The organism is Pseudomonas sp. SD17-1 (genome assembly GCF_029201585.1).
In the GTDB taxonomy this organism is placed as follows: Bacteria; Pseudomonadota; Gammaproteobacteria; order Pseudomonadales; family Pseudomonadaceae; genus Aquipseudomonas; species Aquipseudomonas palmensis.
This window is the reverse complement of the sequence record NZ_CP104044.1, coordinates 5,015,492-5,033,677: the sequence shown is the minus strand read 5'-3', so window position 1 is coordinate 5,033,677 and position 18,186 is coordinate 5,015,492. Positions and strand designations below refer to the sequence as shown.

Below are 18,186 nucleotides of genomic sequence, written 5' to 3'. Positions count from 1 at the left end.
ATATGAATACTGTTGTGCAAGAACCGCAGCAAACCCTTATTCCCACTCAGGACGTCAGCGCGCGCCCGGCCCCACGGCCCAAGGTCGAAGCTGGCGTCAAGCTGCGTGGCGCCGAAAAGGTTGCACGTATCCCGGTCAAGATCATCCCGACCGAGGAACTGCCGAAAAAACCTGACTGGATCCGCGTGCGCATCCCGGTGTCGCCGGAAGTCGACCGCATCAAGCAGCTGCTGCGCAAGCACAAGCTGCACAGCGTGTGCGAAGAGGCTTCCTGCCCGAACCTGGGCGAGTGCTTCTCGGGTGGCACCGCCACCTTCATGATCATGGGTGACATCTGCACCCGTCGCTGCCCGTTCTGCGACGTCGGCCACGGCCGGCCCAAAGCGCTGGATGTCGACGAGCCGATGAACCTGGCCGTGGCCATCGCCGACCTGCGCCTGAAGTACGTGGTGATCACCTCGGTGGACCGCGACGACCTGCGTGACGGCGGTGCCCAGCACTTTGCCGACTGCCTGCGCGAGATCCGCAAGCTGTCGCCGGGCGTGCAGCTGGAAACCCTGGTGCCGGACTACCGCGGACGCATGGACGTGGCACTGGCGATCACTGCCCAAGAGCCGCCGGATGTGTTCAACCACAACCTGGAAACCGTGCCGCGCCTGTACAAGGCCGCGCGTCCGGGTTCGGACTACCAGTGGTCGCTGACCCTGCTGCAGAAGTTCAAGGAGCTGGTGCCGCACGTACCGACCAAGTCCGGCCTGATGCTGGGCCTGGGCGAGACCGACGAGGAAGTGATCGAGGTGATGCATCGCATGCGCGAGCACAACATCGACATGCTGACCCTGGGCCAGTACCTGCAGCCATCGCGCAGCCACTTGCCGGTGCAGCGTTTCGTGCACCCGGACACCTTCGCCTGGTTCGCCGAGGAAGGCTACAAGATGGGCTTCAAGAACGTCGCCTCGGGCCCGCTGGTGCGTTCGTCGTACCATGCCGACCAACAGGCGCACGAGGCCAAGATCAAGCTGTGACCGGCGTGTGACTGGCTGAAAAAAGGCCCCCGTACCAGCGATGGTACGGGGGCCTTTTTGTTGATGGCTTCACTAGCTTCTTCGCCGGCAAGGCCGGCTCCTACAGGCTGTGGGAGCCGGCCCTGCCGTCGCGCTGTCAGCGCTTGCGCAGGCTTTCCAGCAACTTGTGCGTCGGGTAGCCATCGGCCGGCCAGCCCTGCGCCTGCTGCGCACTGCGGATGGCCTTGCGCGTGTTGGCGCCGATGATCCCGTCTGCGGTGCCCGCGTCATAATTGTTGGCGCTGAGCAGTTGCTGCAGCTCGATCCGCTCGCTGCGGCTCAGCGGCAGGTCATCCTTTGGCCACGACCCGCGAATGAAGCCCGAGTTGTCGAAGCGTTCCGCCAGCAGGCTTACGGCCAGCGCATAGGACGACGAGTTGTTGTACTTGAGGATCGCGCGGAAGTTGTCCAGCACCAGGAATGCCGGGCCACGGGCGCCCGCCGGCAGCAGCAGGGCGGCCGACAGCTGTTCGGTACCAGCCGGGGCACGGGCACCGGCTGGCAGGGTCACACCCAGTTGCTGCCACTCCGCCACGCTCTTGCGCAGGCTGCCATCGGCCAGCCAGTAGTCGAAGCTGCCTGGCACCTGGACTTCGAAGCCCCAGGGCTCGCCACGTTTCCAGCCGGAGCTTTGCAGGTAGTGCGCGGTGGAGGCCAGCGCATCGGCCGAGCTCTTCCAGATGTCGCGGCGACCGTCGCCGTCGAAGTCCACGGCGTGGGTGTTGTAGGTGGTCGGGATGAACTGGGTCTGGCCCATTGCGCCGGCCCACGAACCCAGCATGGCCTCGGGCTGGATATCGCCGTTCTGCAGGATCTGCAGGGCCGCGATCAGCTGCGCCTGGGCAAATGCCGGGCGGCGTCCTTCATAGGCCAGGGTGGCCAGGGAGCGGATCACCGACTTGCTGCCCTGGAACTGGCCGAAGTTGCTCTCCATGCCCCATACCGACACCAGTACGCTGCGGTCCACGCCATAGCGTTGCTCCAGCTGGCTGAGCAGAACGGCATGCTGGTCGAGCAGCTTCTTGCCGTTGCGAACGCGCAGGGGCGACAGCGCGCCCTCGAGGTATTCCCACACCGGCCGGGTGAATTCGGGTTGGCTGCGGTCGGCCTTGATCACGTCCATGTCGGGGGTGATGCCGATGAACGCGCGGTCGAAGGTGGCCGGGGTGATGCCGGCCTGCAGGGCCTGCTGACGAAAGCCGGCTTGCCATTGGGCAAAGGTCTGCAGGGGCTGGATTTCTGGGCTGGCGTCGGTGTTCGGGGTGGGCAGGGTGACCACCGGGGCAGGTTGCGCGGGAGCCAGGGGCAGGGTGTCGGCGACGGTAGGTTGCTCGGCACAGGCGACGAGCAGGATAAGGCTGGAAGCTGCGGTCAGCTGGCGAAGTTGCCGGCGACGGGAGGGGCATAAGGGCATGCATGGGTCCAGGTATTTCAGGTCAGGTGACGACCATATCATGCCTGTGGGTTTCTTGCTTTCATGCGGCCAAAAAGTGAGAAGCCTCCCAATCTCTCGATTGGAAGGCTTCGCGGCGGTAGCTGCCTTTGCCTTTGCCGGCGGGTTCCTGACGGCTGCGGAACAAGGGCTGGGCGATGATCGATTTGGCCTTGTTGGGCCGGTGCTTTGCGGGCTTTTTGCTCATGGCAGAGGTCCTGCTCAGATGGGTGTGGGCGCAATATAGGCGCTGAACCCCTCGCAGGCAAGGGCAGAGCCGGCATTGCCGGCGATGGGCTGCGCAGCGGCCCCCCAGAAGCTTCGGCGGTGCTGACCGTCAGTTGGGGGTTACTCGGCAGGCAATGCCAGCCGCTGCCCCGCCATCAACAGCGACAGCCGCGACAGGCTCACCCAGGGCGAGCCCTGGGCCTGGCCCTTTATCTGCGCATCGATGCGCTGGGCATCCTGCAGCAGCTGCGCCCAGCGTTGCGCCGAGTAACGCTGCAGGGCCTTGCTCATCAACGGCTTGCGCTTGTCCCACACTGGCGGGCGAGCCTGGCTGAACGCCTTGTCCAGCGGCACGCCCTGGGCGAACTGCTGGGCCAGGCCGGCCAGTACACGCAGCTCGCGCGCCAGTGCCCAGAGGATCACCGGTGGCTCGACCCCTTCGCCGCGCAGCCCCTCGAGCATGCGCAGTGCATGCGCGGCCTCGCCGTTGAGGATCGCATCGACCAGGCCAAACACGTCGAAACGTGCACTGTCGGCCACTGCTGCCTGCACGGTTTCCACGGTGATCGTGTTGCCGTCGGCCAGCAGCTTGAGCTTTTCGATCTCCTGCGCTGCGGCCAGCAGGTTGCCTTCGACCCGTGCGGCGATCAGCTCCACCGCATCACGCTGGGCCGAGAGCCCGGCCTGGGCCAGGCGCTGGTTGATCCATTGCGGCAGCTGTTGGGTGTCGACCGGCCAGATCTGCACGAACTGCACCTGCTGGCCTTCGATCAGGGCCTTGCCCCACTTGGTCTTCTGCGCGCTGCCATCAAGCTTGGGCAGGCTGACCAGCAGCAGGGTGTCGTCGGCCGGGCGCGCACAGTATTCGATCAGTGCCGCCGCGCCCTTGTCGCCGGGCTTGCCCGATGGCAGGCGCAGCTCCAGCACACGCTTTTGCGCGAACAGCGACAGGCTGGCACCGGCCTGCAGCAGGGTGCCCCAGTCGAAGTTGGCGTCGGCGCTGAACACCTGGCGTTCGTCGAACCCTTGCTGGCGAGCCGCCAGGCGCACCGCATCGGCGGCTTCCTGGCACAGCAACGGGTCGTCGCCACTGATCACGTAGACCGGTGCGAGGTTGCCTTGCAGGTGTTTGGGCAGTTGGGCAGGTGTGAGCTTCATAGGACAGATAGACGGGGCGCCGAAGCGCCCCGTTCAGGCTCAGTTGGCCGGCAGTTCCAGCGGCGATTGCTGGGGGGTTGCATCTTGGGCACGGCGTGCAGCTTCAAGCGCCTGGGCTTCGGCCTTGGCCCGCTCATCGGCCTGCTGTTGCAGGCTTTCGAGCTGCTCGGGGGTCAGTTGCTGCAGGCGCAGCACCATGCGCTGTACCAGCTCGCGACGAATCTCGTCACGGATCTGGCCCGCTTCCTGATCGGAACCGGTCAGGTTGTTGCTGTCGTGCACGTAGACCTTCTGCACTTCGATCTTGTCGTTCAGCAGGCTCAGGTTGTCCAGGCCCTTGATTTCGTAGCTAAGCTCGGTGGTCAGCTCGTACTCCACCGAACGGCCAGCGCCGGCATAGCTGGCCGCGCGCTGGTTTTCCTGTTCGTTGGTCAGGATCAGCTTGTACGGCGCACCTGTGTGCACGTTGACGCCGCTGGTTTGCAGTACCTGGCGCAGCTGGGTCACGGTTTCGCCATAGGCGTTGCGCGCGCTCAGGTCGAGTTCCTTGAGGCTCAGCTCGGTGACACCGGTGCCGCGCAGCTGGAAACCGCAGGCGCTGAGCAGGACCGCCAGGCCCATCACCAGCAGATTGCGTTTGATCATCTTGTTGCTCCCTTGAACCTTGTAGGCGGTGCGGGCGCCATCAAGGCGCCCGTTGCTCTCAGTTGGCGACGATATTGACCAGCTTGCCAGGTACCACGATGACCTTGCGGATGCTCAGGCCTTCGGTGAAACGCAGCACGTTCTCGTTGCTGCGCGCGGCGGCCTCGATTTCTTCACGGCTGGCACCGGCCGGCATTTCGATGTGCCCGCGCAGCTTGCCGTTGACCTGGATGACCAGTTCGAGGGTGTCCTGCACCAGCGCGCTTTCGTCGACCGCCGGCCAGCCGGCATCGATGATGGCCTGGGTGTGGCCCAGACGCTGCCACAGCTCGTGGCTGATGTGCGGGGTGATCGGCGCCAGTATCAGGGCCACGGTCTCCAGGCCTTCCTGGATCAGTGCACGGTCCAGGTCGGTGGCTTGCGAGGCCTTTTCCAGCACGTTCATCAGGGTCATCACCTGGGCGATGGCGGTGTTGAACTTGTTGTGCTGGCCCACGTCGATGCTGGCCTGGCGGATCGCCGAATGGGTGGCACGGCGTACCAGCTTCTGTGCGTCGTTCAGGTTGCCCAGCTCCAGCTTGCCCGGCAGGCCCTGGCCGACGTGGGCCTGGGCCAGGCGCCAGACGCGGCGCAGGAAGCGGTTGGCACCCTCGACGCCGGAGTCGGACCATTCCAGGCTCATGTCGGGCGGCGAAGCGAACATCATGAACAGGCGGCAGGTGTCGGCACCGTAGGCTTCGATCATCGATTGTGGGTCGACGCCGTTGTTCTTGGACTTGGACATCTTCTCGGTGCCGCCGATGATCACCGGCAGGCCGTCGGTCTTCAGGCGCGCACTGATGGCCTTGCCCTTGGCATCCAGCTCGACTTCGACGTCGGCCGGGTTGAACCAGTCCTGGCCGCCGTTGCTGGCGACACGGTAGTAGGTGTCGGCCACGACCATGCCCTGGGTCAGCAGGTTCTTGAACGGCTCGTTGGAGGTGACCAGCCCTTCGTCGCGCATCAGCTTGTGGAAGAAGCGTGCGTACAGCAGGTGCAGGATCGCGTGCTCGATACCGCCGATGTATTGATCGACCGGCAGCCAGTGGTTGGCCGCTTTAGGGTCGACCAGGCCCTGGTCGTAGTTGGGCGAGGCATAACGGGCGAAGTACCAGGACGACTCGACGAAGGTGTCCATGGTGTCGGTTTCGCGCTTGGCCGGCTGGCCGCATTTCGGGCAGCTGCATTCGTAGAATTCAGGCAGGCGCGCCAGCGGCGAGCCGGCGCCGTCCGGAACCACGTTCTCCGGCAGGATGACCGGCAGTTGGTCTTCCGGCACCGGTACGTCGCCACAGGCGTCGCAATGGATGATCGGGATCGGGCAGCCCCAGTAGCGCTGGCGGCTGATGCCCCAGTCGCGCAGGCGGAACTGGGTGCGAGATTGGCCCAGGCCCTTGGTGATCAGGGCGGCTTCGATGGCATCGAAGGCGCCGGGGAAGTCCAGGCCGTCGAACGCGCCGGAGTTGATCAGCTGGCCGTGCTCGTTGTAGGCGGCCTGCCATTCGCTGCCCACTTGATCGCCGGCACTGGTGCGCACCACGGTCTTGATCGGCAGCTTGTACTTGGTGGCGAACTCGAAGTCGCGTTCGTCGTGGGCCGGTACGGCCATGACTGCGCCGTCGCCGTAGTGCATCAGCACGTAGTTGGCGACCCACACCGGGAGCTTCTCGCCGGTCAGCGGGTGCTCGACCAGCAGCGAAGTGGCCAGGCCCTTCTTCTCCTGGGTGGCGACGTCGGCTTCGGCAACGCTGCCGCTCTTGCACTCGTCGATGAACGCCTGCAGCTCAGGGTTGCCCTTGGCTGCGAGGGTCGCCAGCGGGTGCTCTGCGGCCACTGCCACGTAGGTGGCGCCCATCAGGGTGTCGGGGCGGGTGGTGAAGACTTTCAGCGTGCCCGCTTCGCCGATGCTGGCCTGGTCGTAGGGGAACTGCACTTCCATGCCGCGCGACTTGCCGATCCAGTTGCGCTGCATGGTCTTGACCTGTTCAGGCCAGCCCGGCAGCTCGTCGAGGCTTTCCAGCAGCTCGTCGGCGTAGGCGGTGATCTTGAAGTAGTACATCGGGATTTCGCGCTTTTCGATCAGCGCGCCCGAACGCCAGCCACGGCCGTCGATGACCTGCTCGTTGGCCAGTACGGTCTGGTCGGCCGGGTCCCAGTTCACGGTGCCGTTCTTGCGGTAGATCACGCCCTTTTCGAACAGGCGGGTGAACAGCCACTGCTCCCAGCGGTAGTAGTCCGGCTTGCAGGTGGTGATCTCGCGGGTCCAGTCGATCGCCAGGCCCAGGCTCTTGAGCTGGGTCTTCATGTAATCGATGTTTTCGTAGGTCCACTTGGCCGGTGCCACGTTGTTCTTCATCGCGGCGTTTTCCGCCGGCATGCCGAAGGCGTCCCAGCCCATTGGCTGCAGGACGTTCTTGCCGAGCATGCGCTGGTAGCGCGCGATCACGTCGCCGATGGTGTAGTTGCGCACGTGCCCCATGTGTAGCTTGCCGCTTGGGTAAGGGAACATCGACAGGCAGTAGTAGGTGTCCTTGCCTGGCTGTTCACTGACGTCAAAAGAGTGGTGCTCGTTCCAGTAAGACTGGGCGGCGGCTTCGATTTCGCGGGGCTGATAGAGTTCGTGCATGGCTACTTTGCGCTGAGAAATGGGAGACCTTATCCAGGCTGGTTCAAAACCGTTGTGCCCGGCAATCCGGTGTCAAGAGTGAACGCCGTAGCATACATGACCCCCGTCCATCGTGGGAAACCCTGATTGCACCGGATCGGCCGGCGTTCCGTTGGTCGCGGCAACGGGCTGGTTTTGGGAGTGCCGCTAAGCTGACGTGTGGGGGGAGATGAATCTTATCTTCAATGAGGTGAACGGATGGGAGAGTCGCAGCTGGAACCACTGAAGCCGGAGATTTACGAGCGGTTGCTCGATCGCCTGGGGCTTGCCCTGGATGTCGCCCGTACGGCCGCTCGATTGCGTGATGAAATGCCTGCCGAACTGGAACTGCGTGGCCTGAGCCGCGCCGAATTCGACGTGATCAGGGCCTATCTGGCGTCGTTGCCGGAGGGTGCGCCGGGTCGTGCCGAAGCGATGCAGCAAGCGCAGCCGCCGTCCAGGGCCAAGGTCGTCTGGCTCAAGCAGGCGGCGCGTTCCACCCACACGGCAAAGCCCGGAAAGCTGCACTGCAAATAGATAGGCAGTTGCCGGGCACAATCAGGCGCAGGCGGAGTGCGCCACTGGCACCATGATTCCCATTGATCGGCGCCTGGCGGCATTGTTGCCAGGCGCCGTTTGTCTGTAGCCTTGGGCATCCATGGAGGTGCCTGATGCCATTTCGCTATTTCATCAAACAACTGATTCTGCCGCCCGGCGTGCTGCTGTTGCTGCTGCTGGCAGCGTGGTGGCTGCGCCGGTCCTGGCCGCGTACCTCGCTGTTGTGTTTCATCGCCGGCCTGGGCGGGCTGTGGCTGATGAGCCTGCCGGTGGTGGTGGAGTTCACGGCGCGCCAGCTGGAGCGTGTGCCGCCGATTGCGCCGCAGCAGTGGCAGGCGCTGGCCGGCCAGGCCGACGCGATCGTGGTGCTGGGCGCCGGGCGCGAGCGCGGTGACCCGGCCTGGGGTGGGGCCGACCAGCCCACCGGCGTGGCACTGGAGCGCATGCGCTACGCGGCGCAACTGGCCAAGGCCAGCGGCCTGCCGCTGTTGACCAGCGGTGGGCTGCACTACGGTACGCCGCCGAGCGAGGCGCGATTGATGGCCGATTCGTTGCAGCGCGATTTCGATGTGCCGGTACGCTGGCTCGAAGAGCAGAGCCGTACCACCTGGGAGAACGCCCAGATGAGCGCCGCGCTGCTGTTGCCGCAGGGCGTGAAGCGTGTGGTGGTGGTCACCCAGGCCTGGCACATGCCGCGCTCAGTGTGGAGTTTCGAACAGGCGGGGTTCGACGTGGTGGCGGCGCCGGTTGGCTATCTGGGGCATGCCTATGCACGCCCGTTCGGCGGCTGGATGCCCGAGAGCCGCGCCATGTGGCAGAGCGGCCAACTGCTCAACGAAGCAGTCGGCCTGCTGGGTTATCGCCTGTTCTACTAGACCGTCTTGGCAATGCGGCTGGCCAGCAGGGCCCAGCCGAACAGGCCCAGGCACAGGAGGGTCAGCGGCCAGGAGCGCCAGTGCAGGTAGGGCGTGAGTTTCTGCATCGGCACCACTTCACCGTAGAGGATGCCGCGTTCGAACTGAGGAATCTGCGCGGTGATCTTGCCGAACGGGTCGATCAGGCCGGTGACACCGTTGTTGGTGGCGCGGATCATCCAGCGCCCGGCTTCCAGGGCGCGCATCTGCGCCATCTGCAGGTGCTGGATGGGGCCGATCGACTTGCCGAACCAGGTGTCGTTGCTGATGGTCAGCAGGATGTCGCTCTTGGCGGCAAGGCTGGCGGCCAGTTCCGGGTAGACCACTTCGTAGCAGATCATCGGCGCCAGGTGGTAACCCTTGGCCTGCAGCATGGCCTGGTCTTCGGGGCCGCGGGCGAAGTCCGACATCGGCAGGTCGAAGAAGGCGATCAGGCCACGCAGCATGTCCTGCAGGGGCACGTACTCGCCAAAGGGCACCAGCTTCTGCTTGAGGTAGGTGCCGTCACCCTCGCCGACCACGGTGATGCCGTTGTAGTAGCGCCGCTGCTGGTGCACCACCTCACGTACCGGCACACCCGTGATCAGCGCCGAATGCCGGTCAGTGGCGAAGCTGCCCATCATGTCCAGGTAGCCCTGGGCCTGCTCCTTGAGCACCGGCACTGCGGTTTCGGGCCACACGATCAGGTCCACGGGTCGGGAACTGAAGCTCATGTCGCGGTACAGCGCCAGTTGCCGGTTGAGCTGCTCGGGGTCCCACTTCAGTTCCTGCTCGATGTTGCCCTGGATTGCCGCGACCTGCAGCGGCTCGCCCGAAGGCACGGTCCAGGCATGGCCCTTGAGCGCCAGGCCGATGATCCACGGGGCGAACAGCAGCAGCGCGCCGAGGGCCATGAAGCCCTTGCGCTCGCGCAGGCGATGCAGGTTGCACAGCAGGGCGGCGGTCAGGGCCAGGGTGAAGGACACCAGCCACATGCCGCCCAGCGGGGCCAGGCCCGCCAGCGGACCGTCCAGCTGACTGTAGCCGGCATAGAGCCACGGGAAACCGGTGAGAAACCAGCCGCGGAACGCCTCCTGGCCCACCCACAGGGCGGCAAAGCACAGGGCGTCGGCCAGCGGTGCTTCAGGGCGGCGCAGCCAGCGCGCCCACAGCCAGGCCGGCAAGGCGAAAAACCACGCGATGGCGGCGAAGAACAGCAGCATCAGGCCGCCGGCCAGCAGCGCCGAGGCGCCGCCGTAGTCGTGGATACTGACGTAGATCCACCAGGTGCCGGCACCGAACAGGCCGAAGCCGTAGCACCAGCCGCGCCACAGCGCCTGGCGCGGGCTCAGCTCGCGCAGGCCGAGGTAGAACAGCGCCAGCGACAGCAGCGATAGCGACCAGATGTCGAACGGGGCCAGGCTCAGCGGAGTGAGGGCGCCGGCCGCCACGGCCAGCAGGTTACCGGGCCAGCCGGGGCGGGTGATCCAGCGCATGGTTGTCCTTAACGGGTGATGGGGGTCAGGCGCAGCAGGTGAATCCGGCGGCTGTCGGCATTGAGGATGCGAAAGCGGTACGGGCCGATCTCGGTGGTTTCGTTGCGCTTGGGCAGGTGGCCGAAGGCGCTCATGACCAGGCCGCCGACGGTGTCGAACTCGTCGTCGGAGAACTCGCTGTCGAAGAACGCATTGAAGTTCTCGATCGGCGTCAGGGCCTTGATCAGGAAGTCGCCGCTGGGCAGCGGCTTGATGTAGCTGTCTTCCTCGACGTCATGCTCGTCCTCGATGTCGCCGACGATCTGCTCCAGCACGTCCTCGATGGTCACCAGGCCCGCCACGCCGCCGTATTCGTCGATGACGATGGCCATGTGGTTGTGGTTGGCGCGAAACTCGCGCAGCAGCACGTTCAGGCGCTTGGACTCGGGCACGAAGGTGGCCGGGCGCAGCAGGTCCTTGATGTTGAAGCTGTCGCCGTTCTCCTTGAGGATCAGCGGCAACAGGTCCTTGGCCAGCAATACGCCAAGCACGTCGTCGTGGCTCTCGCCGACAACCGGGTAGCGCGAATGCGCGGCGTCGATCACTGCCGGCAGGAACTCGCGCGGGGTCTGCGACGCCTTGATGCTGATCATCTGCGAGCGCGGCACCATGATGTCGCGCACCTGCAGGTCGGCGACCTGGATCGCACCTTCGACGATGGTCAGGGCCTCGCTGTCGAGCAGCTTGTTCTGGTGCGCTTCGCGCAGCAGCTCGAGGAGCTCCTGGCGGTTTTTCGGCTCATGGGCAAAAGCCTGGGTCAGTTTGCCCAGCCAGGACTTTTGCCCGTTGCTCGATCGATCTTCGCTCATGGCGGTTACTCGTGATCCTTGCAGATATCAGTGTGGGGTGCGTCGTGTTCGTCGTCGGCGTACGGGTCGGGGTGACCCAGTTCGGCAAGCAACGTTCGTTCCAGTGCTTCCATTTCCTCGGCCTCATCGTCGTCGATGTGGTCGTAGCCCAGCAGGTGCAGGCAACCGTGGATGACCAGGTGGGCCCAGTGGGCTTCGAGGGCCTTGCCCTGTTCGGCGGCCTCGCGCTCCACCACCGCCACGCAGATCACCAGGTCGCCCAGCAGCGGGATGTCGAGCAGGTCGTCGGGCACATCGGCCGGGAAGGACAGCACGTTGGTGGCGTAGTCCTTGTGCCGCCAGGTGTGGTTCAGCTCGCGGCCTTCGGCTTCGTCGACCAGGCGGATGGTCAGTTCCGAATCGGCACTGCGCTGGCGCAGGGCCAGGGCGCACCATTGGCGGAACTGTTCTTCACTCGGGGCGCTTGCCTGGGTGGCCAGTTGCAGATCGAGCTCAAGCATCGTGCGGTTTGCCTTCGGTCGGGCCCGCCTGTGCATTCTCGAAGCGCTCGTAGGCTTCGACGATGCGCTGGACCAACGGGTGGCGCACAACGTCCTTGGGCTGGAAATGGGTGAAGCTGATGCCCGGCACGTCCTTGAGCACGCTGATGACGTGGGCCAGGCCCGACTTGGTGCCGCGCGGCAGGTCGACCTGGGTGATGTCACCGGTGATCACGGCAGTGGAACCGAAGCCGATACGGGTGAGGAACATCTTCATCTGCTCGACGGTGGTGTTCTGGCTCTCGTCGAGGATGATGAAGCTGTTGTTCAGGGTGCGGCCGCGCATGTAGGCCAGCGGGGCGATCTCGATCACCTGGCGTTCGATCAGTTTGGCCACGTGTTCGAAGCCGAGCATCTCGTACAGGGCGTCGTACAGCGGGCGCAGGTACGGGTCGATCTTCTGGGCCAGGTCGCCGGGCAGGAAGCCGAGCTTCTCGCCGGCCTCGACTGCCGGGCGTACCAGCAGGATGCGACGCACCTGCTCACGTTCCAGCGCGTCGACCGCGCAGGCCACGGCCAGGTAGGTCTTGCCGGTACCGGCAGGGCCGATACCGAAGTTGATGTCGTTGCCGAGGATTTCCTTCACGTAGCGCTGCTGGTTGAGCCCGCGTGGGCGAATCATGCCCTTGCGCGTGCGCAGCGAAACGCTGACTTCGTTGACTGCCGGGTTCTCCAGCGCTTCAACGGCCGATTCCTGCAGGAACAGGTGGACCATTTCCGGGGACAGCTCGGTGGCCTTGGTCTCGCGGTAGAGACGGCGCAGCAGCTGCTCGGCAGAGGAGGTCAGTTTGGGTTCGCCGATCAGTTCGAACTGATTACCGCGGTTGCGGATCTCGATGGCCAGGCGCTGTTCGATCAGGCGCAGGTGCTCGTCGAACTGCCCGCACAGGTTGGCGAAGCGATGAGCCTCGAAGGGCTCGAGGATGAAGCGATGAGGTTCTATGGGTGCGTTCAAGGTCGTTTTTAGCCGCCCTACGGCAATTTGGATGAATTCAAGGATAACCCCACCCGCGCTACGGTGAAAGCGCTGAAACGATCAAGGGTCGCCGGGCCGCTCGTCGGGCCCGGCGCAGGCCCTTATTGCACCAGCGAACCGAACAGCGAATGTGGCCGTGCATCGTCGATGTGGATGTCGACGAACTGGCCGATCAGCGTGGGATTGTCGCAGCGGAAGTTGACGATACGGTTATTCTCCGTGCGCCCCTGCAACTGCCCCGGGTCGCGTCGCGAATAGTCGGTTACCAGGATGCGCTGCAGGGTGCCGACCATCTGTCGGCTGATCTCGAAGCCCTGGTGGTCCAGGCGGTGCTGCAGTGCAGCCAGGCGTTCCTTCTTCAGCGCCTCGGGGGTGTCGTCCGGCAGGTCGGAGGCCGGGGTGCCCGGACGCGGGCTGTAGATGAACGAGTAGGAGAAGTCGAAGCCGACCTCGGCCACCAGCTTCATGGTGTTCTCGAAGTCTTTCTCGGTTTCGCCGGGGAAGCCGATGATGAAGTCGGAACTGATGCAGATGCCCGGTACCGCCGCCTTGAGCTTGCGCAGCTTGGACTTGTACTCCAGTACCGTGTGCCCGCGCTTCATCGCCGCCAGCACGCGGTCCGAGCCTGACTGCACCGGCAGGTGCAGGTGCTTGACCAACTCCGGCACCTCGGCGTGTGCCTGGATCAGGCTGTCGGAGAACTCCAGCGGGTGCGAGGTGGTGTAGCGGATGCGGTCGATGCCGTCGACGGCCGCCACCACCCGGATCAGCTCGGCGAGATCGGCCACGCGACCGTCGTGGGTCTGGCCCCGGTAGCCGTTGACGTTCTGGCCCAGCAGGGTGACTTCGCGCACGCCGTTCTCGGCCAGGTGGATGATCTCGGCCAGCACGTCGTCGAACGGGCGGCTGACCTCTTCGCCGCGGGTATAGGGCACCACGCAGAAGGTGCAGTACTTGCTGCAGCCTTCCATCACCGACACGTAGGCGGTGGGGCCGTCGATACGCGGTTCGGGCAGGTGGTCGAACTTCTCGATCTCGGGGAACGACACGTCGACTTGCGGCAGGCGCGTGGTGCGCGCCGCGTCGATCATCTCGGGCAGGCGGTGCAGGGTCTGCGGGCCGAACACCACGTCGACATAGGGCGCGCGCTTGCGGATCGAATCACCTTCCTGGCTGGCCACGCAACCGCCCACGGCGATCACCATGTCGGGCTTGGCGTCCTTGAGCTCGCGCCAGCGGCCGAGCTGGGAGTAGACGCGGTCCTGGGCCCGTTCGCGGATCGAGCAGGTGTTGAGCAGGATGACGTCGGCGTCTTCGGCCCGCTCGGTCACCTCCAGCGCTTGATGTTCACCCAGCAGGTCGACCATGCGCGAGCTGTCATACTCGTTCATCTGGCAGCCATGGGTTTCGATATAGAGCTTCTTGGCCATGCGTGATCATCAGGTGATTCAAAGAACCGCGTATTATAGGGCGCGTGGTCGAGGGTTCCTAGCGCTGTCGTTCGGGCGGCTATGTTATAGTTTGCGGCTTATTTCCCCCTGTGACTGTTCCAGCCCCCAATGACCAAACGCGAAGCTCCCATCTACAAAGTCATCTTTCTCAACCAGGGCCAGGTGTTCGAGATGTACGCCAAACAGATCTACCAGAGTGACCTGTGGGGTTTTCTGGAGATCGAGGAATTCGTGTTCGGCGAGCGCACTCAGGTCGTGGTCGACCCGAGCGAGGAGAAGCTCAAGGCTCAGTTCGAGGGTGTGGTGCGCAGCTTCGTGCCCATGCATTCGATCGTGCGCATCGACGAGGTCGAGCGCCTGGGCACGCCGAAGGTCAGTGAAGCCCGTGGCGTCAGCAACGTGATGCCGTTCCCGATGCCGATGCCCGAGAAGTAACGGCTGCGTTACGGAAGGGGTGCGAAGGGGGTGCGACCGTCGACGGTCTGCAGCTCCAGCAGGTACTTGCGAAAGATCTGGCCGAGTACCTGGGTGGCCATTTCCAGTTCGTCGCGCTGCATTTTTGCCGACACTTCGTCGGCCATGTCCAGCGCGTCTTCAGCGCCGTTCACCGCGGCCATCTTCAGCACGATATAGGCCTGCACGTTGTTGGCAGCGACGCCTTCGCCGCGAAAGAACATGCTGCCCAGGCGATATTGCGCTTCGGCGTGGCCTTGCAGCGAGGCCTGCTCGAAATAGTTGAGTGCCTTGTTCAGGTCTTGCGGGGCGTTCTTGCCGTCGTAATAGAACTCGCCCAGCTCGTACTGCGCCTGTGCGTCGCCGGACTGCGCGGCCTGCTGGCAGCTGGCCAGGGCCTGTTGCAGTTCTTCGGCAGGCGTATTGAGGGTGCAGCGGCCTGCTGCCGGGATCAGCAACGAGTTACCGCCTGCGGTGGCCAGCAGGGGCTGAAGTAGCAACAGGCAGCCCAGTGCGAGGGCGCGGCCGGCGCGGTTCATGGTGATCGACTTACCTCTGCAAAGCTGCGGCCAATGTGTCTGGTGGCACATTATGGGATAAGCAGCGCCCACCTTACAAAGTCTTTACTCGATTTTCTGCCGAGGGAGGAAGGCGGGGAGGCTTGCGGTGGCTGTTCTGGCGTCTTCGCCGGCCAGGCCGCCCCCTGCAGATTGCATGAGATTGCATGCAACCTGCAGGGGGCGGCCTGGCCGGCGAAGCGGTTTCACAGCTTGGCGAAGGCCCGCTCGGCAGCATCCAGGGTGATCTTCAGCTCGGTCTCGCCGTGGGCGATGGAGGTGAAGCCGGCTTCGAATGCGCTCGGCGCCAGGTACACGCCGCCTTCGAGCATCAGGTGGAAGAAGCGCTTGAAGCGCTCGGCATCGCTGGCCATCACGTCGTCGAAGGTGACGATGTCGTCGGCGCCGCTGAAGTACAGGCCGAACATGCCACCGGCCTGGGTGGTGACGAACGGCACGCTGGCCGCATCGGCGCGCTGCTGCAGGCCATCGAGCAGGCGGCTGGTGAAGGCGCTCAGCTCGTCATGGAAGCCCGGACGGCTGATCAGCTTGAGGGTGGTCAGGCCCGCGGCCATGGCCAGCGGGTTGCCCGACAGGGTGCCGGCCTGGTACACCGGGCCCAGCGGCGCGATCTGCTCCATGATGTGGCGCTTGCCGCCGAAGCAGCCCACCGGCATGCCGCCACCGACGATCTTGCCGAAGGTCGACAGGTCCGGGGTTACGCCGTAGTGCGCCTGGGCGCCGCCCAGGGCCACGCGGAAACCGGTCATCACTTCGTCGAAGATCAGCACCACGCCGTGCTGGTCGCACAGGCTGCGCAGGCCTTCGAGGAAGCCCGGTGCCGGTGGCACGCAGTTCATGTTGCCGGCCACCGGCTCGACGATGATGCACGCCACGTCCTGGCCGACTTCACCGAGCATCTTCGCTACCGCGTCGATATCGTTGAACGGCAGGGTCAGGGTGTGCTTGGCGAACGCCGCCGGCACGCCGGCCGAGCTTGGCACGCCCTGGGTCAGCAGGCCGGAGCCGGCCTTGACCAGCAGGCTGTCGGAGTGGCCGTGGTAGCAGCCTTCGAACTTGATGATGCTGTCGCGACCGGTGAAGCCACGGGCCAGGCGGATCGCGCTCATGGTCGCTTCGGTGCCGGAGCTGACCATGCGCACCATTTCCATCGACGGCACGATCGAGCAGACCAGGTCGGCCATCTCGGTTTCCATCGCGGTCGGGGCGCCATAGGACAGGCCGTGGGCCAGTTGCTTGCGCACCGACTCCAGCACGTCCGGGTGGCTGTGGCCGAGGATCATCGGGCCCCACGAGCCGACGTAGTCGACATAGCGCTTGTCGTCTTCGTCAGTGACATAGGCGCCTTCGGCGTGCTTGAAGAACAGCGGCGTGCCGCCCACGCTCTTGAACGCACGCACGGGCGAGTTCACGCCACCGGGGATGTGCTTCTGGGCATTGGCAAACAGGGTTTCGGAACGAGACATGTCGGGCTCTCTCAGGCAGATGCGAACAGGGCGTTGAAGGCGCGGGCGCGGCGAGTGACCTCGGCCGTGCTGTCGGCGCCGAACAGGCCGTGAATCACCGCCAGCAGGTCGGCGCCATGGGCGACCAGCGGTGCGGCGTTGTCCAGGGTGATGCCGCCGATCACGGCAATCGGCAATTTGATGCGGCCACGGGCGTCCTCCAGCAGTTGCACGTTGCAGGCCGGGGCGCCGGGTTTGGTGACCGAGTTGAAGAAGCGGCCGAAGGCGACATAGTCGGCGCCTTCGCGGGCCGCCTGCTCGGCCAGGTCGAGCTGGGCGTGACAGGTGGCGCCGATGATCGCGCTGCGCCCCAGCAGGGTGCGCGCCGGGGTCAGCGGGCCGTCGGTCTGGCCCAGGTGCACGCCGACGTCCAGGCGCGCGGCCAGCTCGGCATCGTCATTGATGATCAGGCGGGTGTTGTAGCGCTCGCACAGGGCCTTGAGCGCTTCGGCCTCGCCCAGGCGACGTGCGTGGTCCTGGCTCTTGTCGCGGTATTGCAGCAGGGTCACGCCACCTTCGAGGGCCGCTTCGACGTAGGCAAGAAAGCGGCCAGCCAACAGTTGGCTGTCGGTGATGGCATACAAACCACGTAACTTCATCGTGCAGGCCTCGGGGCGGTCAGTCAGGAACAGAAATCCAGGGGCAGGCGGCGTGGCACGTACTGGCCCTGGCCGAGTTTTTCGGCGTCACGCAGGGTGCGCCAGGTGTAGTCCAGCGCCGAGCGTACCGCGCTGTGCAACTGCTCGCCCAGGGCCAGGCGTCCGGCCAGGGCGCTGGCCAGGGTGCAGCCCGAGCCATGGTAGTCGCCCGGCAGGCGCTGGCAGGTCCAGGTGTGGTGTTCGCCGTCGCGGCTGTACAGGCGGTTGTGAATTTCGTGTTCGTCGCCGTGGCCGCCGGTGATCAGCAGGTGCTTGACGAATGGCAGCAGTTTTTCGGCGCATTCATCGGCACTGCCTTCGGGCAGCTCGGCCAGGATGCGGGCCTCGGGCAGGTTGGGCGTGGCAATGGTGGCCAGCGGCAGCAGGCGTTCGCGCATGGCGTAGCCGACCTCGTCCTTGCCCAGGCGACCACCGCCACCGGCGCGCAGCACCGGGTCGCACACCAGCGGCAGGTGCGGGTGGGCGCTGAGCAGTTCGACGATGGTGTCGACCATGGCCAGCGAGCCAAGCATGCCAAGCTTCACCGCTGCGACGGTCGAGTCGGTCAGCACGGCATTGGCCTGGGCCAGCACCCACTCGCGGTCGAGCACGCAGAAGTCACTGACATTGACGGTATTCTGCACGGTCAGGGCGGTGACGGCCGGGGCGGCGTGACAACCTTGAGCGATCAGGGCTTCGATATCTGCCTGCAAGCCGGCGCCGCCACTGGGGTCGTGGCCGGAGAGACAGAGGACAACGGGGCGGGAGCTGTAGGTATTCATGGTGCGCGAGCTTACCACCAAACGCTTTTGGCGGGTCTTCCAGGCAGGCGGTGTTTTTGATCGACAGGTCAGATTGCTTCTCTGATATAGGCTGAAAGCCGCGAGATAGAGCCTCTGAATTGAATTGAAACAACACCGCTGGAAGCGCCGGGAACCTATGCTAGAGTGCTCGCCAATCGATAACAGGTACTGTCGGATTTCGTCGCCTCAAACGGACAGGAGGCCAACGCGACGCGACTGCACATGCCACGCCGGGGCT

General features: G+C 64.9%; 18 protein-coding genes. 4 read left to right on the top strand and 14 right to left on the bottom strand.

All coding sequences use genetic code 11. The features are described 5' to 3' along the window. The first annotated feature begins 2 nt into the window (after positions 1-2). Positions 3-1,025, top strand: coding sequence for a lipoyl synthase (gene lipA, locus N0B28_RS22955; protein WP_043863898.1), 1,023 nt, complete (start codon positions 3-5; stop codon positions 1,023-1,025). Positions 1,026-1,161: 136 nt separating this feature from the next. Here the strand turns inward: lipA and N0B28_RS22950 are convergent, their stop codons facing one another. The 5 genes from N0B28_RS22950 to leuS form a co-directional block, all read right to left on the bottom strand. Next, positions 1,162-2,478: a lytic murein transglycosylase gene (locus N0B28_RS22950; protein WP_043863897.1), complete on the bottom strand. Its 1,317-nt coding sequence runs from the start codon at positions 2,476-2,478 to the stop codon at positions 1,162-1,164. Between the two features lie 61 nt (positions 2,479-2,539). After that, a complete protein-coding gene (gene arfA, locus N0B28_RS22945) occupies positions 2,540-2,704 on the bottom strand; it encodes an alternative ribosome rescue factor ArfA (protein WP_054916343.1) in 165 nt (54 codons plus the stop codon). Between the two features lie 140 nt (positions 2,705-2,844). Continuing rightward, entirely contained in the window at positions 2,845-3,882 is a 1,038-nt protein-coding gene (holA, locus tag N0B28_RS22940) for a DNA polymerase III subunit delta (protein ID WP_058540594.1), read from the bottom strand. Positions 3,883-3,921: 39 nt separating this feature from the next. Then, positions 3,922-4,527 (bottom strand): LPS assembly lipoprotein LptE, encoded by a 606-nt coding sequence (gene lptE, locus N0B28_RS22935; protein WP_236177045.1) that lies wholly within the window; start codon positions 4,525-4,527, stop codon positions 3,922-3,924. A 58-nt stretch (positions 4,528-4,585) separates the two neighbouring features. After that, positions 4,586-7,192, bottom strand: coding sequence for a leucine--tRNA ligase (leuS, locus tag N0B28_RS22930; RefSeq protein WP_054916346.1), 2,607 nt, complete (start codon positions 7,190-7,192; stop codon positions 4,586-4,588). 237 nt (positions 7,193-7,429) lie between these two features. Here leuS and N0B28_RS22925 point away from each other — a divergent pair, with 237 nt between their 5' ends. Together N0B28_RS22925 and N0B28_RS22920 are read left to right on the top strand one after the other, a co-directional pair. Then, positions 7,430-7,747, top strand: coding sequence for a hypothetical protein (locus N0B28_RS22925; RefSeq protein WP_043863893.1), 318 nt, complete (start codon positions 7,430-7,432; stop codon positions 7,745-7,747). A 134-nt stretch (positions 7,748-7,881) separates the two neighbouring features. After that, positions 7,882-8,643: a YdcF family protein gene (locus N0B28_RS22920; RefSeq protein ID WP_275728983.1), complete on the top strand. Its 762-nt coding sequence runs from the start codon at positions 7,882-7,884 to the stop codon at positions 8,641-8,643. Here N0B28_RS22920 and lnt read toward each other — a convergent pair. The 5 genes from lnt to miaB all read right to left on the bottom strand — a co-directional run bounded on the left by lnt (position 8,640) and on the right by miaB (position 13,950). Then, positions 8,640-10,157 carry an apolipoprotein N-acyltransferase gene (lnt, locus tag N0B28_RS22915; protein WP_275728980.1) on the bottom strand — a complete coding sequence of 506 codons (1,518 nt, stop codon included), beginning with the start codon at positions 10,155-10,157 and terminating at the stop codon, positions 8,640-8,642. The two genes, N0B28_RS22920 and lnt, sit on opposite strands and share 4 nt — an antisense overlap. Before the next feature lie 8 nt (positions 10,158-10,165). Further along, complete coding sequence (locus N0B28_RS22910) at positions 10,166-11,005, bottom strand: HlyC/CorC family transporter (RefSeq protein ID WP_043863890.1); 840 nt, start codon at positions 11,003-11,005, stop codon at positions 10,166-10,168. Positions 11,006-11,010: 5 nt separating this feature from the next. Further along, on the bottom strand, positions 11,011-11,505 hold the full coding sequence (gene ybeY, locus N0B28_RS22905) for an rRNA maturation RNase YbeY (RefSeq protein ID WP_043863889.1): 495 nt from the start codon (positions 11,503-11,505) through the stop codon (positions 11,011-11,013). Then, positions 11,498-12,499, bottom strand: coding sequence for a PhoH family protein (locus N0B28_RS22900; protein ID WP_043863888.1), 1,002 nt, complete (start codon positions 12,497-12,499; stop codon positions 11,498-11,500). Before N0B28_RS22900 ends, ybeY begins: the two co-directional genes overlap by 8 nt. A 122-nt stretch (positions 12,500-12,621) precedes the next feature. Then, the gene (miaB, locus tag N0B28_RS22895; protein WP_043863887.1) at positions 12,622-13,950 is read right to left on the bottom strand and encodes a tRNA (N6-isopentenyl adenosine(37)-C2)-methylthiotransferase MiaB; all 1,329 of its coding nucleotides are present in this window, start codon (positions 13,948-13,950) and stop codon (positions 12,622-12,624) included. Positions 13,951-14,079: 129 nt separating this feature from the next. Between miaB and N0B28_RS22890 the strand changes: the two genes are divergently transcribed. Beyond that, the gene (locus N0B28_RS22890; RefSeq protein ID WP_043863886.1) at positions 14,080-14,406 is read left to right on the top strand and encodes a DUF1820 family protein; all 327 of its coding nucleotides are present in this window, start codon (positions 14,080-14,082) and stop codon (positions 14,404-14,406) included. An 8-nt stretch (positions 14,407-14,414) separates the two neighbouring features. On the opposite strand, the gene N0B28_RS22885 is transcribed toward N0B28_RS22890, so the two are convergent. From N0B28_RS22885 to N0B28_RS22870, 4 genes are all read right to left on the bottom strand, one after another. Beyond that, entirely contained in the window at positions 14,415-14,963 is a 549-nt protein-coding gene (locus N0B28_RS22885; protein WP_058540589.1) for a tetratricopeptide repeat protein, read from the bottom strand. A 224-nt stretch (positions 14,964-15,187) separates the two neighbouring features. Then, positions 15,188-16,468 (bottom strand): glutamate-1-semialdehyde 2,1-aminomutase, encoded by a 1,281-nt coding sequence (gene hemL, locus N0B28_RS22880; protein WP_054916347.1) that lies wholly within the window; start codon positions 16,466-16,468, stop codon positions 15,188-15,190. Positions 16,469-16,479: 11 nt separating this feature from the next. After that, on the bottom strand, positions 16,480-17,106 hold the full coding sequence (gene thiE / locus N0B28_RS22875; RefSeq protein ID WP_043863883.1) for a thiamine phosphate synthase: 627 nt from the start codon (positions 17,104-17,106) through the stop codon (positions 16,480-16,482). 23 nt (positions 17,107-17,129) lie between these two features. Then, positions 17,130-17,927: a hydroxymethylpyrimidine/phosphomethylpyrimidine kinase gene (locus N0B28_RS22870; RefSeq protein ID WP_275728974.1), complete on the bottom strand. Its 798-nt coding sequence runs from the start codon at positions 17,925-17,927 to the stop codon at positions 17,130-17,132. Positions 17,928-18,186 lie beyond the last annotated feature (259 nt).

Bases quoted from the DNA above. Each gene is read 5' to 3' on its own strand.
- lipA (WP_043863898.1), top strand. From the start codon at position 3: ATGAATACTGTTGTGCAAGAACCGCAGCAAACCCTTATTCCCACTCAG.
- N0B28_RS22950 (WP_043863897.1), bottom strand. From the start codon at position 2,478: ATGCCCTTATGCCCCTCCCGTCGCCGGCAACTTCGCCAGCTGACCGCA.
- arfA (WP_054916343.1), bottom strand. From the start codon at position 2,704: ATGAGCAAAAAGCCCGCAAAGCACCGGCCCAACAAGGCCAAATCGATC.
- holA (WP_058540594.1), bottom strand. From the start codon at position 3,882: ATGAAGCTCACACCTGCCCAACTGCCCAAACACCTGCAAGGCAACCTC.
- lptE (WP_236177045.1), bottom strand. From the start codon at position 4,527: ATGATCAAACGCAATCTGCTGGTGATGGGCCTGGCGGTCCTGCTCAGC.
- leuS (WP_054916346.1), bottom strand. From the start codon at position 7,192: ATGCACGAACTCTATCAGCCCCGCGAAATCGAAGCCGCCGCCCAGTCT.
- N0B28_RS22925 (WP_043863893.1), top strand. From the start codon at position 7,430: ATGGGAGAGTCGCAGCTGGAACCACTGAAGCCGGAGATTTACGAGCGG.
- N0B28_RS22920 (WP_275728983.1), top strand. From the start codon at position 7,882: ATGCCATTTCGCTATTTCATCAAACAACTGATTCTGCCGCCCGGCGTG.
- lnt (WP_275728980.1), bottom strand. From the start codon at position 10,157: ATGCGCTGGATCACCCGCCCCGGCTGGCCCGGTAACCTGCTGGCCGTG.
- N0B28_RS22910 (WP_043863890.1), bottom strand. From the start codon at position 11,005: ATGAGCGAAGATCGATCGAGCAACGGGCAAAAGTCCTGGCTGGGCAAA.
- ybeY (WP_043863889.1), bottom strand. From the start codon at position 11,505: ATGCTTGAGCTCGATCTGCAACTGGCCACCCAGGCAAGCGCCCCGAGT.
- miaB (WP_043863887.1), bottom strand. From the start codon at position 13,950: ATGGCCAAGAAGCTCTATATCGAAACCCATGGCTGCCAGATGAACGAG.
- N0B28_RS22890 (WP_043863886.1), top strand. From the start codon at position 14,080: ATGACCAAACGCGAAGCTCCCATCTACAAAGTCATCTTTCTCAACCAG.
- N0B28_RS22885 (WP_058540589.1), bottom strand. From the start codon at position 14,963: ATGAACCGCGCCGGCCGCGCCCTCGCACTGGGCTGCCTGTTGCTACTT.
- hemL (WP_054916347.1), bottom strand. From the start codon at position 16,468: ATGTCTCGTTCCGAAACCCTGTTTGCCAATGCCCAGAAGCACATCCCC.
- thiE (WP_043863883.1), bottom strand. From the start codon at position 17,106: ATGAAGTTACGTGGTTTGTATGCCATCACCGACAGCCAACTGTTGGCT.
- N0B28_RS22870 (WP_275728974.1), bottom strand. From the start codon at position 17,927: ATGAATACCTACAGCTCCCGCCCCGTTGTCCTCTGTCTCTCCGGCCAC.